Origin of the sequence: Marinobacter suaedae (assembly GCF_030519635.1) — a bacterium.
GTDB lineage: Bacteria > Pseudomonadota > Gammaproteobacteria > Pseudomonadales > Oleiphilaceae > Marinobacter > Marinobacter suaedae.
Genome location: NZ_JAUMIS010000001.1, coordinates 345,616 through 371,177, shown reverse-complemented (window position 1 = coordinate 371,177; position 25,562 = coordinate 345,616). Strand labels below are relative to the sequence as shown.

Here is a 25,562-nt window from a genome sequence, read left to right as displayed (position 1 = left end):
GTCGTGTCGACTGAGTGCTACAGAAGGCGCGGTCAAAAAAGGGACGGCGTATTATAGCGGTCTGCCTATTCTTCAACCACCGTTGTCTCGGCTTGTTGCTAGTTCAATGTGGTATGATGCGCGACTTTTCAAGTACTGACACCGAAGACCATGACCCCTGAACGCCTCGCCCGCATCAAGCAAGTCCTTGATACACGCCAGCCTGATATCAGTGTGTTAACCGATCAGGTTCACAAGCCGCGGAACCTGTCTGCGATCATCCGGTCCTGTGATGCGTTCGGGCTGGCTAACATGCATGTGGTCTGGCCAAGGGAAGGATTCCGTGCTTTCCGCAAAACAGCGGGGGGCAGTTACAACTGGGTGACGACCCATACCCATCGGACCATGGACGATGCCATTGGTTACCTCAAGGGGCAGGGCCACAAACTCTACGCGGCACAGTTGTCGGACCGGGCCGTGGACTACCGAGAGGTGGATTTTACCGTACCCTGTACGGTGATCATGGGCAATGAAGTGGATGGTGTCAGCGCGGGTGCGGCCGATCAGGCGGACGAGCATATCGTGATCCCGATGATGGGGATGGTGGAATCGCTCAATGTGTCCTCGGCCTGCTCGATCATCCTCGCCGAAGCCCGGCGTCAGAGGAAGGCCGCCGGGCTCTTTGATGCCCGGCGGCTGCCGGACGACGAGTATCAGCGTCTTCTGTTTTGCTGGTGCCAGCCGACTGTGAAGCGTTACTGCGATGACCGTAACCTGCCGTATCCGCCAATTGATCCGGACACCGGCGATTTGATCGACGGCGTCGGTTGGATGCAGGAAGTCAGAAAGCTGAGGGCTAACCGTCCGAGGTGGGACGATGAGCCTGCTGCCATCGAAGAAAATTTAGATTAAAAGCCATACCGGCTTGTCCAAATTCGCGCTGGGCTGTGATGCCTTTTCTGTCGGAAAAAATGTTCGAGCGAAGCGAGTTGTTTTTCCAGAAGAAAAGACTTTGCAGCCCGGCGCAGCCCCTTACCAGCCGGCTACCAAGCAACAACCGACGAGTTTACTCCTCGCGAGCTTCCAGATAACGCTGAAGCTGTTCCCGCAGCGCCTTGGGCAGTCGGGTTATGGTCAACGCGTCCTTGTCCTTGTCGTAATACACCGCCTGGTTCACCAGATCCGAGGAAAACGACACACTCATACCACCGCCGGAGCCAGCGATGCGCACCAGCTTTTTGACCTTGCGGTGATCCGGGTGAATCACGCCGCTTTCCGGCAGTTCGGTATTCTTGCCGGCAAACTCCTGGAAGCGCTGAGGGGCACTTTCGTCAAGGTATTCGGACAGGGCGCCGATTTCTACCGGCTCACCCAGGGCATGCTGCTCCTTGCAGAATTCATAGGCCTTGGTGCGGACTTCTCCGGCTTTTTCCGGCTCCGAGGTCTTCGCGAACGCTTCCACAGCATCCAGGAATGTCAGGGTTTCCTTTTCCACGTCCACCTGATTGGTGAATCCCGCAAGGCGGATAAACAGTTCACCTGGTTCGCCCGTGCCCCGGCCGTGGAGTAGCGTCAGGTAGTTGTCGCCGCTGTTGTCGCCAAGCCAGTCGTCCAGCTCTATGCGCATTGCCAGGTTCAGGCGCGAGAGGCTCAGGACATCGGTGGCGTCGAGAGTCTGGCTGCCATCGAAGCGCAGCGCACTGTCGGTTTCCATGATCAGCAGATAAACCACCTCGGCATCGGCCAGGGCCTCGTGGACAATCATCAGGTGCCCCTGAAACTCTTCCTGGCAGCCGGTCAGCAGCTCCTGCCACTGGCCGAACAGGCGGTCCGTCAGTGAATCGAAGCTCTGCTTGTCCTGAAGATAGTCTTTCAGCCAGGCGCCGAACGGACTTTCGCCGATATCATCGGTGAACCGGCCGTACTTTTTGCCTGGCTTGCTGTTGAAAAGCCGCTTCATTTGCTTGTGAAGAGATTCGTAATCGCCACCTGGCTCAGTCAAAGCGTCCCCGGCGTTCAGGCGGGCGGGCTGGCCTGGCTGATACTGGCTGGCGAAAGCGGTGCGGAGGTGTTTGATGGCCATGCTCGGACTCTCTCACAAGGGGTGCAATAAAAAAGCCCCGGAGGCGCCTGGCCTGCGGGGCTTTGGATTACCCGAGGGTCAGATGCGCTTGCTCCGGATCAGATCCTGAACCAGTTGGCTGACGGCGGCAGGAATTTCCTGTTCGCTGTCTGCGGAAACGGATGCAGAGGCTACATCGGAACCGAGGTTGACCGCAACGGCAATCAGCCCGTGCGCGGATAGCAGCTGAGCAGCACGACGGCGGTCGTCAGCATCACCGGTGTTGTCTTCAGTGAGAACAACGGACGTCTTGCCATGGTCGAATAGGGCGCGTTCGACCGCCAGAGCCAGGGATGTGGCCTGCTTGCCTCCGCAACCTACGATGGCGGGCTTCTGTGCCAACCGACGTTCGCGCTCCTCGGTGCTGACGGGCTCGAAAGAGCTGGCCTTGTCCGCCTGTCCGGCAATCATGCCGGCACCCACGGTGATGTTGGTGAGCCGGTCAATGACGATGAAGCTGCCCGTCGCATGGCTGCCCGGATAGTTGTCATATGCTACGGGCTGATTCAGTGTCAGCTCGCACAGGCCGATTTCGTTGAGTGCCAATTGTGATGGATTGGCATTCTGCTCCAGCGTATTCACATCGGTCTGATGGTGGATTTTCTTGATGGTGCCGGAGGTGAAGTTGGGGCCGAGCTTGATGTTGTACAGGCGGCCGGTTTCCAGCGGTGCGTCGGTCATCCAGACGATGTTGGCGTTAAAGTGGTTGTCCACCTCAGGCTCGTCGCCAACCTTGACCAGCATGTCGCCACGGCTGACATCGATCTCGTCTTCCAGGGTCAGGGTTACCGCCTGGTCAATGTAGGCCTCCTCGAGATTGCCATCGAAAGTGACGATGTCCTTCACTTTGCTCGTGCGTCGGGAGGGTAGGGCCATGACCTCATCGCCCGGTCGGATAACTCCGGAGGCGATCGTGCCGCAGAAACCCCGGAAGTTCAGGTTGGGCCGGTTGACGTACTGGACCGGAAGCCGGAAGTGCTCCATGTTCTTATCCCGGGAAACCTCGACGGTTTCCAGGATTTCCATCAAGGGCTGGCCGGTAAACCAGGGCGTGTTCTCGCTGCGGTTGACGACGTTGTCGCCTTCCAGTGCGGACATGGGAACAAACCGGATGTCTTTCAAGCCAAGTTTGGCCGCAAAAGCGAGGTAGTCGTCTTTGATTTCATTGAACCGCTGCTCGCTGAAGTCCACCAGATCCATCTTGTTGACGGCAACGACGATGTGGCGGATGCCGAGCAGTGAGGCAATGTAAGAGTGGCGGCGGGTCTGGGTCAGGACACCGTGGCGCGCATCGATCATCAGAATGGCCAGCTGGGCCGTGGATGCGCCGGTGGCCATGTTGCGAGTGTACTGCTCGTGCCCCGGTGTATCGGCAATGATGAACTTGCGCTTGTCGGTGGAGAAAAAGCGGTAGGCTACGTCGATGGTAATGCCTTGTTCACGTTCCGCCTGCAGGCCGTCTACCAACAGGGCCAGATCGAGCTTCTCGCCGGTGGTCCCCATCTTGGCGCTATCGGTCTTCAGGCTGGCCATGTGATCTTCGTAGATCATCTTGGTGTCATGGAGAAGGCGGCCAATCAGGGTGCTCTTGCCATCGTCCACGCTGCCGCAGGTAAGCAGACGCAGCAGTTGCTTGTTCTCGTGTTGACTCAGGTAGGCCTGAATATCTTCGGCAATCAGATCAGACTGGTGTGACATCTTAGAAGTACCCTTCCCGCTTTTTCTGTTCCATGGACCCGGCAGAATCGTGGTCAATGACGCGGCCCTGACGCTCAGAGCTCTTGGCCAGCAACATTTCCTGAATAATGTCCGTCAGCGTGTCGGCTTCGGATTCAATGGCACCGGTGAGGGGGTAGCAGCCCAGGGTACGGAAGCGAACCGATTTCATCATCGGGGTTTCACCCTCTTTAAGGGGCATGCGATCGTCATCCACCATGATCAGTGTGCCGTCGCGCTCAACCACCGGACGCTTGGCGGCGTAGTAGAGAGGAACGATCTCGATGTTCTCCAGGTAGATGTACTGCCAGATATCCAGTTCGGTCCAGTTGGACAGCGGAAAGACCCGGATGCTCTCACCTTTGTTGATCTTGCCGTTGTAGATGTTCCAGAGTTCCGGACGCTGGTTTTTCGGGTCCCACCGATGATGTTCGTCCCGGAAGGAGTAAACCCGCTCCTTGGCCCGGGATTTCTCTTCATCGCGGCGGGCGCCACCGAAGGCGGCGTCAAACTTGTACTTGTCCAGAGCTTGCTTGAGCGCCTGGGTTTTCATGACGTCCGTATGCTTGGCACTGCCGTGAGTAAAGGGCCCGACGCCCTGCTCAACGCCTTCCTGGTTGGTGTGCACGATCAGGTCCAGACCATATTCCTTGGTCTTGCGGTCCCGGAATTCGATCATCTCACGGAATTTCCACGTGGTGTCGATGTGCATGAGAGGAAACGGCAATTTGCCGGGGTGGAAAGCCTTGCGGGCCAGGTGCAGCATGACCGCAGAGTCCTTTCCGATGGAGTACAGCATGACCGGATTGTCAAATTCCGCTGCGACTTCCCGGATGATATGGATGCTTTCTGCTTCCAGCTGCTTCAGATGGGTCAGATTGTATGTGGTCATGGTGTTCCGCTGTTGTTTCACAGGCCTGCCAGATGTTTGAGAGCCCGAGTATATCAGAGGGGTGCGAGGAATAATAAGGTGCCCAAGTAGATGTTTGGGTTATAAAAATATAGCTGCGTAGAGCAGATTAGGAGGTTGGGCGGGTTATCAGATGGTCTTGGAGTCGGCCAGTAGCTCGGCTACGTAACGGTCCACGTAATCGAATCCGTTGCCTTCAAATTCGGAGAAGTTAATGCCGAGATGAAATTCATCTCGAGCAACGCGGCGCATATGCACGATATTGCAGTCGGCCACCACGCTGACGGGTTGGTGCGCCAAAACGGGAACCGAGAAGGCAGTCTTGACCGCTATCCAGTGGCCCGGGGCCGGGGATTGTTGGGTTGGGATCAGCTTTTTGATGTCTCCCCGGTTGCAGGAGATCATCACGCCCGAGCGTGACAGGTTAATTGTCGTGCATGTCAGTTTGTCGCCACTTTCGGTTTCTACGGCAATGTCGAACTTGACGTCGACCCGCTGTTGGTTCCGAAGATTACTTTTAATGGCAACTGGTTTCATGGTTACTCGATTGGCGTGACTGGTTTTAATGGACTCTGCCTTTCCCATAAATCCCATCCGGAGAGACGCTTAGGCTCGAAAAGTTTAGATGTTTGATGTGCGCACGGCAAGATTCGTGTCGCCCATTGTGTCAGATTTGCTGCAAAAAAATGAACATGGATTCACAAAAATGCACACCGATGGGAATTTTTCGATTAGTGGTCTTTACGCATCCGCTTTAAGGACGATGCGTGCTGCAGTGTGGTTCCATGGTGGGGTAAAATCGGCGTTTTCATTCATTCGGGAGTTTGCGAAAAACTCCGGGGACTCAGTTTGGTTATGACAGAAAAATCTCGCGATACCGACACTGGCAGTGGAAAGGTTGGCTTTATCAGCCTTGGATGCCCCAAGGCGTTGGTGGATTCCGAACGTATCCTGACCCAGCTTCGGCAGGATGGCTACGAGGTTGTGCCCACTTATGATGATGCTGATGTGGTGGTAGTGAATACTTGCGGCTTCATCGACTCTGCGAAGCAGGAGTCCCTGGATGCGATCGGCGAGGCGATGAATGAAAACGGCAAGGTGATTGTCACCGGGTGTATGGGCGTGGAAGCCGACCGAATTCGGGATACCCACCCGGGTGTGCTTGCGGTGTCCGGCCCGCAGGCCTACGAGGAGGTTGTTGGTGCGGTCCATCAGTATGTGCCGCCCCAGAAAAAGCACGATCCGTTTGTCGATCTGGTTCCGCCTCAGGGGGTGAAGCTGACGCCACGGCATTACGCCTACCTGAAAATCTCTGAGGGCTGCAACCATCGTTGCACCTTCTGCATCATCCCCTCCATGCGCGGTGATCTGGTCAGCCGGCCGATTGGCGACGTCATGGATGAGGCCAAGCGCCTGGTGGATGCCGGGGTAAAGGAGTTGCTGGTCATCTCGCAGGACACCTCGGCATATGGTGTTGATATCAAATACCGCACCGGTTTCTGGCAAGGGCGCCCGCTCAAGACCAAGATGCAGGCATTGTGCGAGGCGCTGGGGGAGATGGGCGTCTGGGTGCGTCTCCATTACGTGTACCCATACCCCCATGTGGACGACATCATTCCTTTAATGGCTGAAGGAAAGATTCTTCCTTATCTCGATATCCCGTTCCAGCATGCCAGTCCGAAAGTCCTCAAGGCCATGAAGCGACCGGCGCATGACAGCAAGACGCTGGATCGCATCCGAAAATGGCGGGAAATTTGCCCGGAGCTGACTATTCGCTCCACCTTCATTGTTGGTTTCCCTGGCGAGACGGAGGAGGATTTCCAGTATCTGCTGGACTGGCTGGAAGAGGCGCAACTGGATCGCGTTGGCGCGTTCAAGTACAGCCCCGTTGAAGGTGCCCGCGCCAATGAACTGGAGGGGGCGGTTCCCGAAGACGTCAAAGAAGAGCGACTCGAGCGTTTTATGGCGAAGCAGGCTGAAATTTCTGCCGCCCGCCTGCAGTCCAAGATCGGTCAGACGATTGACGTATTGATTGATGAGGTGGACGAAGAGGGCGCTATTGGTCGTTCGAAGGCGGACGCGCCGGAAATCGATGGTATGGTCTACCTCAACGAAGAAACCGACCTGGAGCCGGGGCAGATCGTGAAGGCCGTGGTGGAGCACGCGGACGAGCACGATCTGTGGGCGAGTCTCGTGCATTAAGGGCGAAGGTCGGCTTGTAGTAAACGAAAACGGGCGCCATAGGGCGCCCGTTTTGCTCTCTGAAGTAAGAGTTACCCGCCGAGTTTCTTCAGCAGAATCTCGTTGAACAGTTTCGGGTTGCCCTGGCCTTTGGAGGCTTTCATCAGGGGCCCCATAAACCCGCCGAGCATCTTCTTGCGTTTCTTCGGGTCCTCTTCATTCTGGAACTGGGCCACCTGATCCGGCATGCCGGCCAGAACTTCATCCACCATGGCTTCCAGAGCACCGGTATCGGATACCTGTTTCAGGCCCTTGGCGTCGATGATGGCATCCACATTGTCGCCGTCGCCGGTCCAGAGTGCTTCGAAGACCTTCTTGGCGCCCGCCGACGACAGGGTGTTGTCGGCAATGCGCACCACCAGGTCGCCAAGCTGGGCGCCGGAGATGGGAGACTCGGTGACGGTCTTCTCTTCGGCCTTCAGTCGGGCTGAAAACTCGCCCTGAATCCAGTTGGCCGTCAGTTTCGCATCCTTGCCGTGGGCCGCTGCCTCCTCGAAGAAGCTTGCCAGTTTGGCATCGCTGCTCAGCAGGCTTGCGTCGTAATCGTTCAGACCATACTGATCCTTGAAGCGCGCCTTTCGGGCGTCCGGAAGTTCCGGCAGACGTGCACGGGCATCCTCGATAAAGCTGTCGTCGATTTCGATGGGTAGCAGGTCCGGGCAGGGGAAGTAGCGATAGTCGTTGGCTTCTTCCTTGGTGCGCATTGAGCGGGATTCGTCGCGGTCGCCGTTGTACAGCCGGGTTTCCTGCTCGATCTTGCCACCGTCTTCCAGGATGTCCATCTGCCGCTCGACTTCGTGGGCGATGGCCTGTTCCATGAAGCGGAAGGAGTTCAGGTTCTTGGTCTCGGTGCGGGTGCCAAGCGTGTCGGAACCTTTCGGCTTCAGGGAGATGTTCACGTCAAAGCGCATGGAGCCCTGGGACATGTCGCCATCACAGATGCCCAGCGACGTCACTATGCTGTGCAGTTTTCTGGCGAAGGCGACCGCTTCTTCGGCGCTGTTCATATCCGGCTCTGTGACTACTTCGATCAGCGGCGTGCCGGCCCGGTTCAGGTCGATACCGGTCATGCCGTGGTAGTCCTCGTGCAGGGACTTGCCGGCATCCTCTTCCAGGTGGGCGTGGTGAATGCGTACGCGCTTGGTTTCGCCGTTGGCCAGATCGACGTCCACATAGCCAGGGCCGACGATGGGCTTGTCCAGTTGCGTCGTCTGATAGCCTTTCGGCAGGTCCGGGTAGAAGTAGTTCTTCCGCTCGAACACCGAGCGTCGGCCAATCTCGGCATTGACCGCCAGGCCGAACATTACCGCGTATCGAAACGCGTTTTCATTAGGTACCGGCAGCGTACCGGGCATGGCCAAGTCGACCGCGCTGGCCTGGGTGTTGGGTTCGGCACCGTAAGCGGTGCTGGTGCCGGAGAAAATCTTGGTCTGGGTGGCGAGCTGAACGTGAATTTCCAGCCCGATCACGATATCCCACTGCATGTGTTCGTCTCCTCTGTCGGGCTTATTTCGGCTCACGCTGGTGCCAGTCGGTCACCTGCTGGAACTGGTGGGCGGCGTTGAGCAGTCTTGCCTCGGCAAAATGGTCGCCGATGATCTGCAGGCCGACAGGTAATCCATCGACAAATCCGGCGGGTACAGACATGGCTGGCAGTCCCGCCAGGTTGATGGCGATGGTGAATATGTCCTCCAGATACATGGTCACCGGATCGTTGGTCTTCTCGCCCTGTATGAAGGCGGGTGACGGCGATACCGGGCTCATCAGGACGTCCACTTCCTTGAAGGCGTTGGCGAAATCCTGCTGGATCAGGCGACGGACTTTCTGGGCTTTCAGGTAGTAGGCGTCGTAATAGCCGTGGGACAGGGCGTAGGTGCCCACCAGGATCCGGCGCTTCACTTCGTTACCGAAGCCTTCTGCCCGGGTCCGGGTGTAAAGATCCATGAGGTCTTTCGGGTCTTCGCAGCGGTAGCCGTAGCGCACGCCGTCGAAGCGGGACAGGTTGGCGGAGGCCTCGGCCGGCGCAATCACGTAGTAGGCTGCAATTGCCAACTTGGCATTGGGCAGGGACACTTCCTTGACCGTTGCTCCGAGCTTTTCGTATTCGCGCACTGCAGCACGAACCTGCTCTTCCATGGCTGGGCTGAGCTGGTCAGAGAAGTACTCTTTCGGCAGGCCAATGCGCAGGCCTTTCAGCGGTTCGTTCAATGTGGCGGTGTAATCCGGCACGTCCCGCTCAATGGAGGTGGAGTCTTTCGGATCGAAGCCTGCCATCACATTAAGCATCATGGCGTTGTCTTCGGCCGTCCGCGCCATGGTGCCGCCCTGATCAAGGCTGGAGGCAAAGGCAACCATGCCGTAACGGGAGACCCGGCCATAAGTGGGCTTGAGGCCGGTGATCCCGCACAAAGCGGCCGGCTGGCGGATGGAGCCGCCCGTGTCGGTGGCGGTGGCTGCGGGCGCCAGGCGCGCGGCCACAGCGGCTGCAGAGCCGCCGGATGAGCCACCGGGAACGCGCTTTTCACCGTTCGCCAGGCCCCACGGGTTGGTCACCGCGCCGAAGTAGCTGGACTCGTTGGAGGAGCCCATGGCGAACTCGTCCATGTTGGTTTTGCCAAGGCACACGGCGCCGGCCTTGCGGAAGTTTTCCGTTACCGTTGCGTCATAAGGCGGAATGAAGTTTTCCAGCATCCGGGAACCGCAGGTGGTGCGAATACCATTGGTGCAGAAAATGTCCTTGTGGGCAAACGGAATGCCGGTCCAGGGCGTCGCGTTCCCTGCGGCGCGTTGTTCATCTGCCGCTCTGGCATCGGCCAGCGCCTGTTCTTCGGTGACAGTAATAAAGCTGTTGTACTTGCCGTCTTCTTTCTTGATACGGTCAAGCAGCTGCTGGGTCAGTTCCAGGCTTGAAACGGTGCCGCTGTCCAGTTCGCGGGCCAGTTCTGCTACGGTTTTGTTGTGCATGTTGATTCCTGAAGTCGCTGTTCGTCAGATCACTCAATGACTCGGGGAACGAGATAAAGCCCGTCTTCAGTGGCGGGGGCTGTGGCCTGAAAGGCTTCCCGCTGGTTTGTTTCGGTCACCTCGTCGGCGCGCAGGCGCTGAACGGCGTCCAGCGGATGGGCCATGGGCTCAACGGCGTCGGTGTCGGCGGCGCCGAGTTGATCCACCAGGTCGAGGATATTGCCCAGGTCTTTTTCCAGGGCTGAAACCTGATCATCATCCACTTGGATGCGGGCGAGCACAGCGACTTTTTCGATGTTCTCACGGGAAATGGTCACGCAAAGTCTCCCAGTATCTAAACTGTCATTGGTATTCGTACGAGATGTAACACGAAAGTGGCTGGCGCAGGCAGCCGGTGCATTAAACCGATAATGGTAACAGATTCAGGCGAGAGCGGCAGGATCAAAGGTGCCGGAGTATGGGTAAATCGTTAGGTTTCAGGGGTTTTACTGCCTTGCCTGCCGGGGTGCTCACTGCTAAAGTTGCCGCAATATTTTTGCCACCACAACTTTCAGGTTGAAACAACGCGAATGTTTATCAAGAAACTCCGAGGCATGTTTTCCAGCGATCTGTCGATTGATCTGGGTACCGCCAACACCCTTATTTATGTGCGCGAGCGCGGGATTGTGCTGAATGAGCCATCGGTGGTGGCAATTCGGACCAGCAATTCCCAGAAGATGGTCGCCGCCGTGGGTGCTGAAGCGAAGCGCATGCTGGGACGTACGCCGGGGAACATCACTGCCATCCGTCCGATGAAGGACGGTGTGATTGCTGACTTCGTGGTGACTGAAAAAATGCTGCAACACTTTATTCATAAGGTGCATGAGAACAGCTTTATTACACCCAGTCCTCGAGTTCTTGTGTGTGTACCGAGCAAGTCAACCCAGGTTGAGCGCAAGGCCATTCGAGAGTCGGCTCTGGGCGCGGGCGCGCGGGAAGTTTTCCTGATTGAGGAGCCTATGGCGGCAGCGATTGGCGCCGGGCTGCCGGTGGAAGAAGCCAGCGGTTCCATGATCGTTGATATCGGTGGCGGCACCACAGAGATCGCCATCATTTCCCTCAACGGCATTGTGTATGCAGAATCGGTTCGCGTGGGTGGTGACAAGTTCGACGAAGCCATCGTTACCTATGTGCGCCGTAACTACGGCAGCCTGATCGGCGATACCACCGCAGAACGCATCAAGCATGAGATTGGTTGTGCCTACGAAGGTCTGGAGATTCGCGAAATCGATGTGCGCGGGCGCAACCTGGCCGAAGGTGTACCCCGTGCGTTTACACTGAACAGCGAAGAAATTCTGGACGCGTTGCAGGAGTCCCTGGCGCAGATCGTGCAAACGGTTAAGAGCGCCCTTGAGCAGTCTCCCCCGGAGCTGGCCTCTGATATTGCCGAGCGCGGCATTGTGCTGACTGGCGGTGGTGCGCTGTTGCGGGGGCTGGACAAGCTGCTGAGTGAAGAAACCGGGCTGCCGGTGATCATCGCTGAAGATCCGCTGACCTGTGTGGCCCGGGGCGGCGGCAAGGCGCTTGAGTTGATTGACAAGGGTGGCATTGGAATGTTCTCCCAGGAGGGATAAGCCCGTAGGGAGGAATTACCATTAAGACCATCTTCGTTCAGGGTCCGGTTCCCGGCTTACGACTTCTGTTCATCATTATCCTGTCGGCAGCCCTTGTGGTTGCCGATGCCCGTTTTGATAAGCTCTCGACGGTCCGTAATACCCTCGGAACCGGGCTGGCCCCAGTCTACTGGCTTGGCAATGCGCCACAGCAGCTCAGTGACTGGTTCTCTGGTCTGTTTGTCAGCACAGAAGACTTGCAGCAGGAAAACGAAGATCTCAAAGCTCGGCTCCTGATTCTGGAACGCCGGGCCCTGAAATACGCCGCTCTGGCATCGGAGAACGCCGAACTGCGGCGACTGATGAACTCGTCCCGTGTGCTGGACGACCGAACCATCCTCGGTGAAGTGGTGGGTATCTCCCCGGACCCCTATTCCCACGAAATCATTATCAATAAAGGTTCGAGCGACGGTCTTATCGAAGGCCAGGCGGTACTGGATGCCCATGGTTTGATGGGGCAGGTGGTCCAGACCAGTCAGGTGACGTCCCGGGTTATTCTGGTATCAGACAGCAGTCATGCGGTACCGGTTGAACTGGTTCGCAATGGGCTGCGGGCAATTCTCCTGGGGACCGGTAATCCGGATACCCTTGAGTTGGTTCATGTGCCCGACACGGCGGATATTCGCGAAGGTGACCTCCTGGTCAGTTCCGGGCTGGGAGGGCGTTTCCCGAGAGGGTACCCGGTGGCAGAAGTTGCGCGAATTACCAAAGAACCCGGCGAGCCTTTTGTCTCCATCGAGGCCCGGCCGAAGGCGGAGTTAAATCAGAGCCGACTGATTCTGGTGGTGTTCCAGCCTGAGGTGCCCAAAGCAGACCTGAATGATTCCGAAGGTGGTAGCGGGACCGGGGTCGGACCGGCTGCCGGCGACAGTACAAGTCCGGAGGGTGAAAGCTGATGTTGTCAGTAATCAGTTATCCGGTGTTTGCTGTATCCGTGCTGATCGCCCTGGTACTGAGCATTTCTCTTTTTCCGGTGGACTGGCTCGCCTACCGGCCAGAATGGCTTGGCTTGATTGTGTTCTACTGGACCTTCCGGGCGCCGGCCCAGTTCGGGATTGTGTTGGCCTGGTGTCTGGGGCTGCTGCTCGATGTACTTGAAGCCACGCCTCTGGGGGTTAATGCCATGGCCATGGCGCTGGTGGCTTTCCTTGTCCTGACGGTTCATCAGCGTTTACGCATGTATCCCATTCCCCAGCAATGCCTGATGGTCTTCCTGTTGCTGGGCATCAACCAGATGCTGGTTCACTTTATCAAGCAGATGCTGGGCGCCCAGGATGCAGGCTTTAGTTATCTCTGGCCGGCGGTGACTGGCGCGCTGGTTTGGCCGGTGGTCTGTGTGCTGTTGGATAACATCAATCGCAGATTGGGTTAACCATGTGCGCTGTCGTTCTTGCCTCAGCATCCCCTCGCAGGTCTGAACTCCTGCAGCAAATGGGCGTGTCCTTCACGGTGCAACCGGCGGATGTGAACGAAACACCGAACAGTGGAGAACGCCCCGACACCTACGTGGAGCGTCTGGCCAGAGAAAAAGCCCTGGCGGTCTTTAGCGATTACCCGGATGCCCTGGTACTGGGTTCGGATACGTCGGTCGTGCTGGATGATCGTATTCTTGGCAAACCTCACGATCAGTCAGAGGCCCGGACCATGCTCAAGAGGCTTTCCGGTCGTTCCCATCAGGTCATGACGTCAGTCGCGCTGGTCAGTAAATCCGGGTGCCGCTCTCTGGTGGTGGTGACGGATGTCGAGTTTCGTACTCTGTCGGAGGGAGAGATCGACGCCTATATCGCCAGCGGTGAACCGATGGACAAGGCTGGAGGCTATGGAATTCAGGGTCTTGGTGGTATTTTTGTCAGAGAACTCAGGGGTAGTTACAGTGCGGTGGTTGGCCTGCCGTTGCAGGAAACTGCCGGCCTGCTGGAGCAAGCAGGTTATCCCGTGTGGAAGCGCTGGCCAATCAGTCTGGAGAACTGAAGATGAGTGAAGAAATCCTGATCAATGTGACGCCGGTAGAAACCCGGGTCGCCCTGGTGGAAAACGGTATGCTGCAGGAGGCATACATCGAACGCACCAGCCGCAAGGGCATCGTCGGAAATATCTACAAGGGCAAGGTGGTCAGGGTGCTTCCCGGGATGGAAGCGGCATTTGTCGATATCGGCCTCGAACGAGCCGCCTTTATTCATGCTTCTGACGTGATCTCCCAGAACTCCTCTGAAGATACTAACGACTCCCCGAAGACTGTGCCTGACATTCGCACACTGCTCCGGGAAGGGCAGTCACTGGTGGTCCAGGTCACCAAGGATCCGATTGGTACCAAGGGTGCCCGGCTGACGACGCAGTTATCGATTCCCTCCCGCTATCTGGTCTTCATGCCCGGCGTATCCCATGTCGGGATTTCCCAGAGGATTGAGGACGAAGCCGAACGCACTCGCCTGAAGGAACTGGTGGAACAGGCTGCCGCCGAAGAGACCGAGGTGCAGGGCGGTTATATCATCCGTACCGCCGCCGAAAGCGCCTCACCCGAGGACCTGATCGGAGACATGGCATACCTGCATCGGCTCAGCCAGTCCATTCAGGAGCGAATCTCCAGGGTGAAGGAGCCGGCGGTCATTTATCAGGACCTTCCCCTGTTTATCCGTACCATCCGGGACCTGATCAGGCCGCAGACGGAAAAGGTCCGCATCGATAGCCGGGAGAGCCATCAGCGGGTCATGGAGTTCGTCCAGGAGTTTGTCACCGAGTTTTCCAACAAGGTGGAGTATTACCCCGGTGAGCGTCCGATCTTTGATCTGTACTCGGTGGAAGATGAAATCCAGAAGGCCCTCAGTCGCAAGGTGCAGCTGAAATCCGGTGGCTACGTCATCATCGACCAGACTGAAGCAATGACCACCATCGACATCAATACCGGCGGCTTCGTGGGGCACCGGAATCTTGAGGAAACCATTTTCAAGACCAACCTGGAAGCGGCCAGATCCATCAGTCGCCAACTGAGACTACGTAACCTCGGCGGTATCATCATTATTGATTTTATCGACATGGAAGATCCGGAGCATCAGCGTCAGGTCCACAGGATGCTCGAGAAGATGCTCGAGCGTGACCACGCCAAGACCAAAATCACCGGCGTATCGGAGCTGGGACTGGTGGAGATGACCCGCAAACGGACCACGGAAAGCCTGGGCCAGGTGCTCTGCGAACCGTGCCCGATCTGCGATGGACGGGGCTTCCTCAAGACCAGCGAAACCGTGTGTTACGAGGTGTTCCGGGAAATTCTCCGGGTGAATCGGGCCTATGACGCGGAAAGCTACCTGGTGATGGCCTCCCAGAGCGTGGTTGATCGCCTGCTGGATGAGGAGTCTGACAACGTCGCCGATCTGGAGACGTTTATTGGTAAAACGATTCGCTTTCAGGTGGAACCCTTCTATAGCCAGGAGCAATACGATGTGGTTCTGCTCTGACGCGAGGCTGACGGGCTGGCCGCTGGGTTAGGGGAGTCAAATGTCCGCCACCGGTTCGGAAAACAGGGCTGCCGAGCAGACTTCCCCGAGGCCTGCACTGAGGTTTGCTGCCCGCTTATCGAGCGTCATCTGGTGGCTGTTACTCACGGTGTTGGTGCTGCTGGCGCTCTATGCCGGAGTTGGCCGGCAGTTGACGAGTAATGTCGACAGATACACCGCAGACCTTGAATCCGAGCTTTCGGCCCGTCTCGGCCATCAGGTATCCATCGAGCAATTATCTTCCCGCTGGTTCTGGCTTGATCCTTCCTTTACCGCTCGCAACGTTGTCGTTCGCAGACCCGACTCCGACGACTCACTGGCACAGATCGAGTATTTCCGGATTCGCTTTGATTTTTTGTCATCCCTGCTTCGTTGGCGGGTGGTGTTCGAAGACTTTGAGCTGGACGGTGTTGAGCTAGCCCTTCGGCAGTCGAATGAAGGCGAATTGAGGGTTCGCGGGGCCGAGCTGCCCGAGCCAGTAAACAACCGGCTAAATCGATTATTGCAGCTGGCCGGTGAATGGTTGTCCGAGCCCTATGCGAAGGTGACGCGCCTCAGCCTGTCGCTGAAAGACAGCGAGGGCGAGTTGCGTCACGTCGACGTCCCACAGCTTGATCTGGTTTATCGCGACGGCCTGTTCCGTGCCTCCGGGCGGGCGATCAGATCGGGGGCGACCGAGCAGTTGGCCAGTTTCCGTCTGGTTGGCCGGCATTTCTTTAGAGGCGATTTTACCGGTCAACTGTATCTGGATGTGCAGTCCGGTCGCCTTTTCGACGCCTTGATCGACGAGTACGAATGGCGCGACATTCGGGTTGAAGGTGTCGATCTGGGTGGCGAGGCCTGGCTTACCTTTCAGGATGGCGAGGTTCAGCAGGTTAACGGACGTCTCAATACTCCTTATCTTCAGCTATCGGTTGGTAACGAATCCCTGGCGCCCATCGAAAATATACAGGCGCGATTTGGCTGGCGGCGATCGGGGCACCCCCTGTCTTCGGTGGCCTCCGGGAGCGAAGCGGCCGATGTGTCAGAACAGCCTGGCGAGTGGCACCTTCAGGAACTTCAGTGGCAGTGGAACGCAGACAAGGTGTCACCATTCAGCCTGAGTATGGTTCCGTCTGAAAACGGCCTGCTGGCCAGTGCCAATGCGTTGCCCCTCGGGCCCATACAGCGCCTGCTGTCGGCGCTTCCCGTCCTGCCAGAACCCGCTTCAAACGCACTGGTCAATTATCGACCGGAGGGGTTTCTTGACGGGGTTACGCTCTGGTTTCCCAAAGACCCGCAAAGCAGCTTTGAGTTCGGGGGGCAGCTGCGAGACGTGCGTGTCGAGGCGTTCGGTGGCGCTCCGGCCCTGAGTGGCGTGGCGGGTCAGCTCTGGCTGGATCGTGAAGCGGGATATGTTGACCTTACCAGCGAGGATGGGCCAGTCGGCATGGCTTTCCCGGGGCTGTATAGCCAAGGGTGGTTATTTCCAGGGTTCAACGGTCGCGTGTCGTGGCAATTCGATAACACAGGGTTCCGGGTGTTCTCCGAGAACCTGAATCTACATTATGGGAAAGACACCCGCTTTACCGGCGCTTTTGAGCTGGCCAAGGCACCCGAGGAGCCGACCGGGCTGGAACTCGATATTGGTGTCGCGAATGGCAATGAGCAGACGCTGTCCGCATTTTTACCGGATAAACCCCTCAACCCGGGTCTCTACGACTGGCTGACCGAGGCCATCCAAACAGCAGATAATATTTCCGGTTATTACCGGGGCAGCGGCCAGATTGGCGCCCTGGCGGCCAAGGGCTCCTTTGAGTCTTCAATGGAATTCGGCTTTGACAAAGCGACCGTGGCCTATCACGAACGCTGGCCCGTGGTGTCCGGAGCCAGTGGGCGGGTGGTTGTGCAGGACGGGGTAACCAACGTGAGCCTGGATTCGGCTCGCACCGGGGGCATCACGCTTGAACCGAGTGACGTCCAGGTTGCCTCTGAAGACGGCGACACGGTGGTACGTGTGAACGCTGCCGGAGAATTTCCCGGTGAAGCGATTGGCTTCTGGCTGAAAAACAGCCCGCTCGGGGAAATCGCTTCCGAGCGGGCTGCTGAATTGGATATTGACGGCGATTACCAGATGGCACTGTCGATCGCGCTGCCGTTAAGCACTGAAGCGGAACCAGTCGTCGACCTGCAGGTGAAGACCGAGTCGGGCTCGGTGCGTTATCCCATTGCTGATCTGGCGTGGCAGGGTATCACTGGTGAAATTAGCTACCAGACCGAATCCGGTATTTCTGGCCTGGGTTTGAGTGCCCGGTTTCTCGGCCAACCGGTAGAGATCACCCTGGCCTCATCCGCAAACGACTCGGGCGTTTCCGTGCGTCAGTGGGGACAGATGTCTGTGCCGGACCTGTTTCGTCTCGCCGGGCGCGACGAGGGTGCGGGTTTCGGGGTAAGCGGAACCGTTTCCTATGTGGCCGAACTGAAGATGGGGGACAACCCCAGTCCGGGAGTGAGCCTGCGTTCCGGTCTGAGGGGGGTGGCTCTGGACTGGCCTGGTGCGCTGGGCAAGACTGCCGATGAGGTTGCGCCCCTGAAAGCCATCGTGAACCCCGGGGCCGACGGTGGAATTGAGATTATCGCCGATTGGGAGAATCGCGCGGCCTTTTCCCTGCTTTTCAGGGACTCAGGGCTGGATCTCAACGTGAAGCACCTGTATCTCAAGGACCAGCGTCTCGAAAATATCCAGCTCGAAGCAACGGCTCTGGAGGATCGGTGGATCATTGATGCTCGCTCGGAGCGGGTGGAGGGGCGACTGGTTGTGCCGGAACAAGGCATTGTGGTGGCCGACATCGAGACGCTTAGACTCAGGCGTGGCGACAATGACGAAGACAATGCCAGAAGCCTGCTAACCTTGGAAGAGCAGCTCGAAGCCTTCCGGTCACTGGGAATGGGCGACTGGCCAGACATCGATGTCACGATCGCCGATCTGCAACTTGATGCTGAGTCGGTGGGCTCCTGGGCTTTTCGTCTGCGTCCGGAAGCCGAGCGATTGAGTGTTGAAGGCATCGAAGGGAGGCTGAGTTCGCTGACTGTTGTGGGCGATATGGTCTGGAGTATTGTCGGTGCGCGTGAAACCACGCGATTCAACGGGCAGATTTCGGGCGGGGCGCTGAACGATCTGGGTCCACTCCTGGGCTACGATGTACCGCTCACCAACAAAACAACCAACATCGAGCTCGATGTTGACTGGCCCGGCCGGCCGGACGAGTTCGGCATCAGGCGACTGAGTGGATCGGTCCAGCTCAGGCTTGACGAAGGGGTCATACTGGAACAAAACAATACCGCTCAGTTGTTCCGGGTGTTCAACCTGCTCAATGCCGACACGCTCTGGCGCCGTTTGAAACTGGATTTTTCAGACCTTTATGAGCGTGGTGTGGCATTCGATGCGATTTCCGGGCAGGCTCAGATCACAGAGGGGTTGCTCACGCTGGACCCGGAGCTTCAGGTAGTTGGGCCTTCGGGTGCCTTCCGGCTAGTAGGTGCTACCAACATGGTGCAGGAAAGCCTGGATATGAAGCTGGTGGTTGTGCTTCCCTTGACTCAGAACCTGCCGCTGGCGGCCCTGTTGATGGGGGCGGGTGCCCCGATCGGTGGGGCTCTTTTTGTCCTGGATAAAGTCCTTGGAGACCCGCTCAGCAAGCTGACCAGTGCCACCTACCGTGTCGGCGGTACCTGGGATAATCCAGAGGTTTCACTTCAACGGGTCTTTGATACCGGCCAGTAACAGGAGGGGTTATGACAGCAGCACAGTCTCAACGAGTGGCAGCCATTCAAATGGTCAGCGGCCGCGATATCGACGTCAATCTGAAAGAGGCCGGCCGGCTGCTCGAACAGGCCGCCGCGAAGGGCGCGGCTGTTGCTGTTCTGCCAGAAAATTTTGCGGTATTGGCTACCGACCAGATGATCCGTTGTGGCAATCGGGAAGTTGAGGGTGATGGTCTGATCCGTCGTTTTCTGGCTGACCGGGCCAGGGAATTAGGCATATGGATTGTCGGCGGCTCACTGCCCGTCGCCACCAGGCCCGACGGTTCGCGCATTGACGACCGGGTCCGATCCAGTTGCCTGGTTTATGACGCCAACGGGCGCCAGGTGGCTCGCTACGACAAAATCCACCTGTTTGACGCGATGGTTGAGGACGCCCACGGCCAGTACCGGGAATCGGATACCTTCGAGCCGGGTGACCAGGTTGTAACGGTGGACACACCGGCGGGTGTTCTTGGTATGGCGATTTGTTACGACCTGCGCTTCCCCGAACTGTTCCGCGCACTTCGAGAGAAAGGTGCCACTTGGGCCTGCCTTCCCAGTGCCTTTACCTGGCAGACAGGCGAGGCGCACTGGCACGCTCTGATTCGGGCGCGTGCCATCGAAAACCAGTTGTGGATCGTGGCCCCCAACCAGGGCGGGCAGAACAGTGAGCGGCGCAAAACCTATGGCCACTCACTGATCTGCGATCCTTGGGGCAGGGTAGTCTCTGAACGGGATCAGGAGGGTCCGGGTGTTGTCTCCGGAGATCTGAATATGGAGCAGTTAACGGAGCTGAGAAAGCGGATGCCCGTATGGGAGCATCGCCGGCTTTAAGGCAGTGGCTGCACTGATTTCTCAGGGATTTGCGGCTTCGGCGTCGTCAATGCATTCTCGCAGGTAGCGGAACAGCTTCTTCGCCTGTCCCGTGTTCTTCTCTTTTTCCAGATCTTTGCGGGCGTTACGGGCCAGATTACGGAGGTGCTGCAGGTCGGAGGTCGGGCAATAGCTGAAAAACTCCCCGACAGCACTGTCGCCTTCGGAAATCATACGATCGCGCCAGCGTTCGGCCAAATGATGCCGGCGGGTGTGTTCTTCGCTACCGGCGTCGAATGCATCAATCGCCCGCTTGATACCATCGGGATCATCTTCACGGCGAATGACTTTGCCAATGTACTGCAAGTGACGTCGCCGGGCCTCATGCTGGCGGATCCGGTGGGACTCTGCCACGGCGGATTTGAGGGTTTCGCTGATTGGCAGTGTGTCCAGCTGGTCGCGGCTCAGTTCGAGCATTCGTTTACCAAGGTCCTGCAGTGCCTGCATTTCTCGCTTGAGCTGGGATTTACTTTTTCCAAACTCGTCGTCTTCGTAGGAATCGTGTTCGCTCATGATGGATCCGTATACTCGGGTCAGAGGCTGTCCGTTAGCCGTAAAAGATGGTGGCCAGGCCAAGGAACGCCATGAAACCCACCACATCGGTGACAGTCGTCAGGATAACGCTGCCGGCCAGTGCCGGGTCAATGTTCCTGGATTTGAGAAACAGGGGTAAAACCGTTCCAACCAGAGCCGCTGCAACCAGGTTAATGACCAGTGCGGCGGCAATGATGGCACCGATCAGCATATCGTTGAACCAGAGGGCGGCCGCGGCGGCCACCACCAGGGCCCAGAACAGCCCATTCAATACCCCGGACAGGAATTCCCGGTTTAACAGCCAGCCCACATTGGCGCCGCTGATCTGGCCGACAGCCATGCCGCGGATAACCAGGGTCAGGGTTTGGCTACCGGCGATGCCGCCCATGCTGGCAACAATCGGCATAAGGACCGCCAAGGCAACGACCTTGGAAATGGTCTCTTCAAACAGGCCGATGACACCGGCGGCAATGAAGGCTGTGATCAGATTAATGCCCAGCCATACGGCGCGCCGGCGGGTGGTTTTCCAGACCGGAGCAAAGGTATCTTCGTCTTCATCCAGACCCGCCATGCTCATCAGGGAGTGGTCGGCCTCTTCCCGAATAACATCGACGACGTCATCAATGGTGATTCGGCCCAGTAGCTTGCCATCATCATTGACCACTGGCGCCGAGATCAGGTCGTAGCGCTCGAACAGTGTCGCTACCTTGGTGTCTTGCAGTTCCACCGGTATCGGCTCGATGTCTGTGTCCATCACTTCCCGGACGGTGGAAGCCGGGTTGGACACCAGCATGGTGGTAATCGGCAACATGCCGATGAAGTCATCCCGACGGCTGACCACGATCAGGCTGTCGGTCATGGGGGGTAGGTTGCGGTGACGGCGCAGGTAACGAAGGACAACGTCGATACTGATGTCCGGACGGACCGTAATGGTGTCCGTGTTCATCAGGCCGCCGGCGGTGTCCTCCGGGTAGGACAGGACTTCCTCGACCCGCTGGCGGTCCTGCTCATCCATGGTGTCGAGCACTTCCTGGATGACCGTATCAGGAAGTTGCTGAAGCAAGTCGGCGAGGTCATCGGACTCGAAGTCCTCGATGATGTCGGCCAGTTCCTGAACGTTCAGCTGGCTCAGGAAGTAACCCCGGATGTCATCGCTCAGGTACTGGAGAACCTCACCTTCGAGCTGTTTGTCCACCAGATTCCAGAGCAGGGCGCGCTGGCGAGGAGGGGACGATTCCAGAAGGTGGGCAATATCACTGGGGCTCAGGCCGCCATTCAGGATACGGGCGACCTGCTTCAGGGATCCGCTGTCTAGGGCTTCGCTCAGGGAGCGTAGCCGCTGGCGAGCCTGACTTTTTTCCAGTATGTCTGTCATGGATTACCTGCAGTCAGAAAACCCCTGCATTATAGCGGAGTTAGGGCGTCTTGGTGAGGGGGACGTTCAGGTAAATCTGGCACGTAACGTAGCCTTACTCACCCTCGCCGAAATAGTCGTTGATGAGGGCGGTTAAGGCATCCACTGCAGCTTCTTCGTCCGGGCCATCGGCCACCACCTCGACTTCGGTGCCTTGGCTGGCGGCCAACATCATGACTTGCATGATGTTCTTGGCATCCACCTCCCGGCCTTTGCCGTGAATTCGCACGTTGCTGTCGAACTCCGAGGCAGTGGCCACCAGCTTGGCAGTGGCACGGGCATGGAGACCAAGCTTGTTAATGATGGTGATAGGGCGCCGAATCATATCCAGATCAGTTGTTGTCAGGCAGTTGCAGATGAGGCAGTTCTGAATGCCTTACCTGAACGTTGCCGTAGCGACGTCGAAAATGCTGGCACAGCTGTTCGCTGACAAACACCGAGCGATGCTGGCCACCGGTGCAGCCAATGGAAATGGTCATGTAACTGCGGTTACTGTCAGCAAACGCCGGCAGCCAGTTCTCCAGAAATCCGATCAGGTCATCCACCATTTTTCGGCTGGCTGGCTCCTGCTCCAGGAAATCGATAACGGGTTGGTCCAGACCGGTGTAGTTGCGCAGGCTGTGATCCCAGTAGGGGTTGGGCAGACAGCGCACATCGAAGACATAATCCGAATCCAGCGGAACGCCATGCTTGAAACCAAAGGACTGGATGAGCAGCGCCAGTTCCTGGTCTTTACGTCCGACCACGCGTTGCTTGACCATGTCGCGCAGTTCGTAAATCGACGTGCCGGTGGTGTCAATATAGAGATCGGCCAGTTTGGATAGGGGTTCCAGCAGGTTTTTTTCGTTGTGAATGGCTTCCCGGAGGGACGTTTTATCATCGCTCAGTGGATGTTTGCGTCTGGTAGCGTGAAAGCGCTGGAGTAACGACTGTTCGTCCGCATCGAGGAAAATGATCTCAACCTGGAGGGCTGTCGATTTCAGCTGGCGGTATATATCCTCGAAGTTGCTCAGTTCCCCGGACAGGTTCCTGGCATCAATGCTCACGGCCATTTTGCTGAGCCTGCCCGGTGTCGCATGCTCGGTGGCTTCCTGAGTCAGCGGGAACAGCAGACCGATTGGCAAGTTGTCGATGCAGTAGTAGCCGAGATCTTCCAGTACATGGAGCGCTGTACTTTTACCGGAACCAGACCTGCCACTGACGATAATCAGTTTCATGGTTTCTCAGCCTCCCCTGTCGATGAATGATTACGGGTTTCCGGCGGTCATGTGCTGGTAGAGGGTGCCGGACGCTTCGCACTGGCGAAGCCGGTCGCAAAATGCACGATCGTTGAACTTCTCCGCCAGCTGGCTCAGCAGTTCGAGGTGCTCGCTGGTTGCTTCCTTTGGCACGATCAGGGCAAAAACCAGATCGACAGGCTGGTTGTCGATGGCGTCGAAATCAATGCTTTGTTCCAGTGTTACCAGAACACCGATGACATGATCGAGGCCTTCCAGTCGGCAGTGGGGAATGGCGATGCCCTGGCCAATGCCGGTGCTGCCAAGGCGCTCCCGTGCCACCAGGTTGTTGAAAATCTGCGTTGCGTTGAGCGTGGCGTCGTGCTGGTGAATTTGCTCGGCAATAGACTCCAGTACCCGTTTCTTGCTCGATGCAGGAATCCTGCACAGGGAAAGTTCGGGCAAAAGGATGTTATCGATTGTCAGGGATGTGTCGCTCATGGATCGACTGCATGTCGGTTAAAAAAAGCTGCGGCAGGATACCCTGGCCGCAGCGCGATTCGCTGTTGTTCACGGATCCGGTCGCTACCGGGAGCCGTTACCGTGCTTACGGTCTACGTTCTTTTCCTTGTGCTTGAGGATCTGGCGGTCAAGCTTATCGATCAGGGCATCGATTGCCGCGTACATGTCCTCGTTTTCAGCCTTTGCGTGAATTTCACCGCCAACCACATGCATGGTTGCTTCCGCCAGCTGGCGCACCTTTTCCACCTCCAGAGTGACCTGGCAATTGTTGATGTGGTCAAAGTGCCGTTCCAGTTTTTCGAATTTCTCTGAAACGTAATCCTTCAGTGCGGGAGTCAGTTCTACATGATGGCCTGAAATGTTGAGTTGCATAGGCGTCTCCTGTTGTCATCATGCCGGCCCAAACTGGGGCCGGGCTGAGCGCTGGTGCGGTGTTCTGCACCAGCAGAAATGTTCAGGGGCTGCCCTTGCAGACCGAATGCCCCTAAACCAGTCGTTTTCGCTCGTTGGACGGCGGAATATGCATGGCCTCCCGGTACTTGGCTACCGTGCGTCGCGCCACCCTGATGCCCTGTTCTCCTAGCATGGCCGCAATTTTACTATCGCTCAACGGCTTTTTCGGTGTTTCTGCAGCAATCAGTTTCTTGATCATTGCACGGATGGCGGTCGAAGAACACTCCCCACCCTCATCGGTACTGACATGGCTGGAGAAGAAGTACTTGAGTTCGAAAATGCCCCGTGGGGTGTGCATATATTTTTGCGTCGTCACCCTGGAAATCGTCGATTCATGCATTTCGACGGCCTGCGCAATGTCTGACAGGATCAGAGGTTTCATGGCCTCTTCGCCCTGATCGAGAAAGCCTTGTTGGTGCTCCACAATGCGCGTGGCGACCTTCAGCAAGGTTTCGTTCCGGCTTTGCAGGCTTTTGATGAACCATTTGGCCTCTTGCAGCTGATCCCGGAGGTAGGTGTTGTCAGCACTGCTGTCCGCTCGCTTTATAAGGGAAGCATAGCTTGCATTGACGCGGATGCGCGGTGCGATTTCAGGGTTAAGCTCCACGCGCCAGCGACCGCTGTGTTTCCTGACAATTACGTCTGGAATCACATAATCCGGTTCCGCCCGGTCAATGGAATCGCCGGGGCGTGGATTCAGATTGGTAATGAGCGCCAATACTTCCCGAAGTTGGTCCTCTTTCAGCCGGCTCCTGCGCAGCAGTTGTGCGTAATCCCGATTGCCAAGCAGGTTGATGTAGTGAGTAATCACCAGACGGGCCTGGGCGAGCCAGGGGGTTTCGGGCGGAAGCTGGTTCAGCTGGATCAGCAGGCATTCCTGAAGGTCGCGGGCAAATACGCCGGGCGGATCGAAATGCTGCAGGCGATGCAGAACCGCTTCCACTTCGTCCAGTTCCAGTGGGTCCTCGTCTTCCTCTTCCAGCAGGCCGGCGTGAATTTCTTCCAGTGGGCTGGTGACGTAGCCGCGGTCATCCACGGCATCCAACAGTGCGTGGGCTACAGCGCTGTCCCTTTCACTCAGTGGGGTGAGGTTGAGCTGCCACTCAAGGTGATCCTGCAGGGTTTCTGTGGGCGAGTTTCGTGTCTCGAAGTCGTGATCGTTTTCGTCGTCGTTTCGGGCAGCGGGTGCTGGGGCAGACTGGTAGATATCGTCCCAGGCTGTGTCGACGGGCAGGTCATCCGGAATGTTGTCGGGAGCCTCGTTTTCGGTCGACCAGTCGGGGCCGGGATCGGGTTCGTCCCAGTCTTGCTCAGCCTCGGACGAGGCGTCTGCCGTAACGTCAGCTTCGGTATCGTTTTGGGAATTGTCAGCGTCGTTGCTGGCGGTGTCCGGATGCTGTTCGTCATCTTCCGACGTCTCCAGCATGGGGTTGGATTCCAGAGCCTGCTGGATCTCTTGCTGGAGATCGAGGGTAGATAGCTGTAGTAGCCGGATCGCCTGTTGAAGCTGGGGCGTCATGGTCAGGCTTTGACCCAGCTTTAACTGTAAAGAGGCTTTCATCACCATGGTTCAGGATCCGTTACTCATCAGCTCACGCGATTACGGAATGTGTCGTAAAAATCTATACACGACCAGCGTTTGCAGAGTACGCGGTCTAGCAAGTTCTTTGCCGAGTTTACTTGGTAGCGAG

At 57.4% G+C, this 25,562-nt stretch carries 23 protein-coding genes; 9 read left to right on the top strand and 14 right to left on the bottom strand.

The genetic code is table 11. The features are described from left to right. Positions 1–150: 150 nt before the first annotated feature. A complete protein-coding gene (gene trmH / locus QVZ43_RS01605; protein WP_302908611.1) occupies positions 151–891 on the top strand; it encodes a tRNA (guanosine(18)-2'-O)-methyltransferase TrmH in 741 nt (246 codons plus the stop codon). Positions 892–1,045: 154 nt separating this feature from the next. On the opposite strand, the gene QVZ43_RS01600 is transcribed toward trmH, so the two are convergent. From QVZ43_RS01600 to QVZ43_RS01585, 4 genes are all read right to left on the bottom strand, one after another. Next, positions 1,046–2,062 (bottom strand): nucleoid-associated protein, encoded by a 1,017-nt coding sequence (locus QVZ43_RS01600; protein WP_223794014.1) that lies wholly within the window; start codon positions 2,060–2,062, stop codon positions 1,046–1,048. 78 nt (positions 2,063–2,140) lie between these two features. Then, positions 2,141–3,799: a sulfate adenylyltransferase subunit CysN gene (cysN, locus tag QVZ43_RS01595; RefSeq protein ID WP_223794013.1), complete on the bottom strand. Its 1,659-nt coding sequence runs from the start codon at positions 3,797–3,799 to the stop codon at positions 2,141–2,143. Position 3,800: 1 nt separating this feature from the next. Further along, the gene (gene cysD, locus QVZ43_RS01590) at positions 3,801–4,709 is read right to left on the bottom strand and encodes a sulfate adenylyltransferase subunit CysD (protein WP_223794012.1); all 909 of its coding nucleotides are present in this window, start codon (positions 4,707–4,709) and stop codon (positions 3,801–3,803) included. Positions 4,710–4,856: 147 nt separating this feature from the next. Then, positions 4,857–5,312 carry a PilZ domain-containing protein gene (locus QVZ43_RS01585; RefSeq protein WP_223794011.1) on the bottom strand — a complete coding sequence of 152 codons (456 nt, stop codon included), beginning with the start codon at positions 5,310–5,312 and terminating at the stop codon, positions 4,857–4,859. A 270-nt stretch (positions 5,313–5,582) separates the two neighbouring features. Here QVZ43_RS01585 and rimO point away from each other — a divergent pair, with 270 nt between their 5' ends. Further along, complete coding sequence (gene rimO, locus QVZ43_RS01580) at positions 5,583–6,929, top strand: 30S ribosomal protein S12 methylthiotransferase RimO (RefSeq protein WP_302908610.1); 1,347 nt, start codon at positions 5,583–5,585, stop codon at positions 6,927–6,929. Positions 6,930–7,000: 71 nt separating this feature from the next. Here rimO and gatB read toward each other — a convergent pair whose 3' ends face one another. From gatB to gatC, 3 genes are read right to left on the bottom strand one after another with little or no spacing between them, the layout of a single operon-like run. Then, on the bottom strand, positions 7,001–8,452 hold the full coding sequence (gatB, locus tag QVZ43_RS01575; protein ID WP_302908609.1) for an Asp-tRNA(Asn)/Glu-tRNA(Gln) amidotransferase subunit GatB: 1,452 nt from the start codon (positions 8,450–8,452) through the stop codon (positions 7,001–7,003). 22 nt (positions 8,453–8,474) lie between these two features. Beyond that, positions 8,475–9,932, bottom strand: coding sequence for an Asp-tRNA(Asn)/Glu-tRNA(Gln) amidotransferase subunit GatA (gatA, locus tag QVZ43_RS01570; RefSeq protein WP_302908608.1), 1,458 nt, complete (start codon positions 9,930–9,932; stop codon positions 8,475–8,477). 29 nt (positions 9,933–9,961) lie between these two features. After that, positions 9,962–10,249: an Asp-tRNA(Asn)/Glu-tRNA(Gln) amidotransferase subunit GatC gene (gatC, locus tag QVZ43_RS01565; RefSeq protein ID WP_302908607.1), complete on the bottom strand. Its 288-nt coding sequence runs from the start codon at positions 10,247–10,249 to the stop codon at positions 9,962–9,964. A gap of 252 nt (positions 10,250–10,501) precedes the next feature. Here gatC and QVZ43_RS01560 point away from each other — a divergent pair, with 252 nt between their 5' ends. Genes QVZ43_RS01560 through QVZ43_RS01530 form a run of 7 tightly spaced genes read left to right on the top strand, consistent with a single transcriptional unit; the run spans position 10,502 to position 19,692 of the window. Next, the gene (locus QVZ43_RS01560) at positions 10,502–11,545 is read left to right on the top strand and encodes a rod shape-determining protein (protein WP_223794006.1); all 1,044 of its coding nucleotides are present in this window, start codon (positions 10,502–10,504) and stop codon (positions 11,543–11,545) included. A 29-nt stretch (positions 11,546–11,574) separates the two neighbouring features. Then, entirely contained in the window at positions 11,575–12,480 is a 906-nt protein-coding gene (gene mreC, locus QVZ43_RS01555; protein ID WP_338140889.1) for a rod shape-determining protein MreC, read from the top strand. After that, positions 12,480–12,956 (top strand): rod shape-determining protein MreD, encoded by a 477-nt coding sequence (gene mreD, locus QVZ43_RS01550; RefSeq protein ID WP_302908606.1) that lies wholly within the window; start codon positions 12,480–12,482, stop codon positions 12,954–12,956. Before mreC ends, mreD begins: the two co-directional genes overlap by 1 nt. 2 nt (positions 12,957–12,958) lie before the next feature. Then, positions 12,959–13,555, top strand: a complete 597-nt coding sequence (locus tag QVZ43_RS01545; protein WP_302908605.1) for a Maf family protein — start codon at positions 12,959–12,961, stop codon at positions 13,553–13,555. A gap of 2 nt (positions 13,556–13,557) precedes the next feature. Next, entirely contained in the window at positions 13,558–15,036 is a 1,479-nt protein-coding gene (gene rng / locus QVZ43_RS01540) for a ribonuclease G (RefSeq protein ID WP_223794003.1), read from the top strand. Between the two features lie 40 nt (positions 15,037–15,076). Beyond that, positions 15,077–18,838: a YhdP family phospholipid transporter gene (locus QVZ43_RS01535; RefSeq protein WP_302908604.1), complete on the top strand. Its 3,762-nt coding sequence runs from the start codon at positions 15,077–15,079 to the stop codon at positions 18,836–18,838. An 11-nt stretch (positions 18,839–18,849) separates the two neighbouring features. Next, positions 18,850–19,692, top strand: a complete 843-nt coding sequence (locus QVZ43_RS01530) for a carbon-nitrogen hydrolase family protein (RefSeq protein WP_302908603.1) — start codon at positions 18,850–18,852, stop codon at positions 19,690–19,692. A 21-nt stretch (positions 19,693–19,713) separates the two neighbouring features. On the opposite strand, the gene yjgA is transcribed toward QVZ43_RS01530, so the two are convergent. The 7 genes from yjgA to QVZ43_RS01495 form a co-directional block, all read right to left on the bottom strand. Beyond that, positions 19,714–20,244, bottom strand: a complete 531-nt coding sequence (gene yjgA, locus QVZ43_RS01525) for a ribosome biogenesis factor YjgA (RefSeq protein WP_302908602.1) — start codon at positions 20,242–20,244, stop codon at positions 19,714–19,716. Positions 20,245–20,278: 34 nt separating this feature from the next. After that, positions 20,279–21,640, bottom strand: coding sequence for a magnesium transporter (gene mgtE, locus QVZ43_RS01520; RefSeq protein ID WP_223793999.1), 1,362 nt, complete (start codon positions 21,638–21,640; stop codon positions 20,279–20,281). A gap of 94 nt (positions 21,641–21,734) precedes the next feature. Next, complete coding sequence (locus QVZ43_RS01515) at positions 21,735–22,004, bottom strand: HPr family phosphocarrier protein (protein WP_302908601.1); 270 nt, start codon at positions 22,002–22,004, stop codon at positions 21,735–21,737. 7 nt (positions 22,005–22,011) lie between these two features. Then, entirely contained in the window at positions 22,012–22,896 is an 885-nt protein-coding gene (rapZ, locus tag QVZ43_RS01510) for an RNase adapter RapZ (protein ID WP_302908600.1), read from the bottom strand. 30 nt (positions 22,897–22,926) lie between these two features. Continuing rightward, a complete protein-coding gene (ptsN, locus tag QVZ43_RS01505) occupies positions 22,927–23,397 on the bottom strand; it encodes a PTS IIA-like nitrogen regulatory protein PtsN (RefSeq protein WP_223793996.1) in 471 nt (156 codons plus the stop codon). An 84-nt stretch (positions 23,398–23,481) separates the two neighbouring features. Beyond that, on the bottom strand, positions 23,482–23,790 hold the full coding sequence (gene hpf, locus QVZ43_RS01500; protein ID WP_223793995.1) for a ribosome hibernation promoting factor: 309 nt from the start codon (positions 23,788–23,790) through the stop codon (positions 23,482–23,484). A 112-nt stretch (positions 23,791–23,902) separates the two neighbouring features. Continuing rightward, on the bottom strand, positions 23,903–25,432 hold the full coding sequence (locus tag QVZ43_RS01495) for an RNA polymerase factor sigma-54 (protein ID WP_302909628.1): 1,530 nt from the start codon (positions 25,430–25,432) through the stop codon (positions 23,903–23,905). Positions 25,433–25,562: the final 130 nt, after the last annotated feature.

Coding starts and splice junctions, on each gene's coding strand:
- trmH (WP_302908611.1), top strand. CDS start 151: ATGACCCCTGAACGCCTCGCCCGCATCAAGCAAGTCCTTGATACACGC.
- QVZ43_RS01600 (WP_223794014.1), bottom strand. CDS start 2,062: ATGGCCATCAAACACCTCCGCACCGCTTTCGCCAGCCAGTATCAGCCA.
- cysN (WP_223794013.1), bottom strand. CDS start 3,799: ATGTCACACCAGTCTGATCTGATTGCCGAAGATATTCAGGCCTACCTG.
- cysD (WP_223794012.1), bottom strand. CDS start 4,709: ATGACCACATACAATCTGACCCATCTGAAGCAGCTGGAAGCAGAAAGC.
- QVZ43_RS01585 (WP_223794011.1), bottom strand. CDS start 5,312: ATGGGAAAGGCAGAGTCCATTAAAACCAGTCACGCCAATCGAGTAACC.
- rimO (WP_302908610.1), top strand. CDS start 5,583: ATGACAGAAAAATCTCGCGATACCGACACTGGCAGTGGAAAGGTTGGC.
- gatB (WP_302908609.1), bottom strand. CDS start 8,452: ATGCAGTGGGATATCGTGATCGGGCTGGAAATTCACGTTCAGCTCGCC.
- gatA (WP_302908608.1), bottom strand. CDS start 9,932: ATGCACAACAAAACCGTAGCAGAACTGGCCCGCGAACTGGACAGCGGC.
- QVZ43_RS01560 (WP_223794006.1), top strand. CDS start 10,502: ATGTTTATCAAGAAACTCCGAGGCATGTTTTCCAGCGATCTGTCGATT.
- mreD (WP_302908606.1), top strand. CDS start 12,480: ATGTTGTCAGTAATCAGTTATCCGGTGTTTGCTGTATCCGTGCTGATC.
- QVZ43_RS01545 (WP_302908605.1), top strand. CDS start 12,959: ATGTGCGCTGTCGTTCTTGCCTCAGCATCCCCTCGCAGGTCTGAACTC.
- rng (WP_223794003.1), top strand. CDS start 13,558: ATGAGTGAAGAAATCCTGATCAATGTGACGCCGGTAGAAACCCGGGTC.
- QVZ43_RS01535 (WP_302908604.1), top strand. CDS start 15,077: ATGTCCGCCACCGGTTCGGAAAACAGGGCTGCCGAGCAGACTTCCCCG.
- QVZ43_RS01530 (WP_302908603.1), top strand. CDS start 18,850: ATGACAGCAGCACAGTCTCAACGAGTGGCAGCCATTCAAATGGTCAGC.
- yjgA (WP_302908602.1), bottom strand. CDS start 20,244: ATGAGCGAACACGATTCCTACGAAGACGACGAGTTTGGAAAAAGTAAA.
- mgtE (WP_223793999.1), bottom strand. CDS start 21,640: ATGACAGACATACTGGAAAAAAGTCAGGCTCGCCAGCGGCTACGCTCC.
- QVZ43_RS01515 (WP_302908601.1), bottom strand. CDS start 22,004: ATGATTCGGCGCCCTATCACCATCATTAACAAGCTTGGTCTCCATGCC.
- rapZ (WP_302908600.1), bottom strand. CDS start 22,896: ATGAAACTGATTATCGTCAGTGGCAGGTCTGGTTCCGGTAAAAGTACA.
- ptsN (WP_223793996.1), bottom strand. CDS start 23,397: ATGAGCGACACATCCCTGACAATCGATAACATCCTTTTGCCCGAACTT.
- hpf (WP_223793995.1), bottom strand. CDS start 23,790: ATGCAACTCAACATTTCAGGCCATCATGTAGAACTGACTCCCGCACTG.
- QVZ43_RS01495 (WP_302909628.1), bottom strand. CDS start 25,432: ATGAAAGCCTCTTTACAGTTAAAGCTGGGTCAAAGCCTGACCATGACG.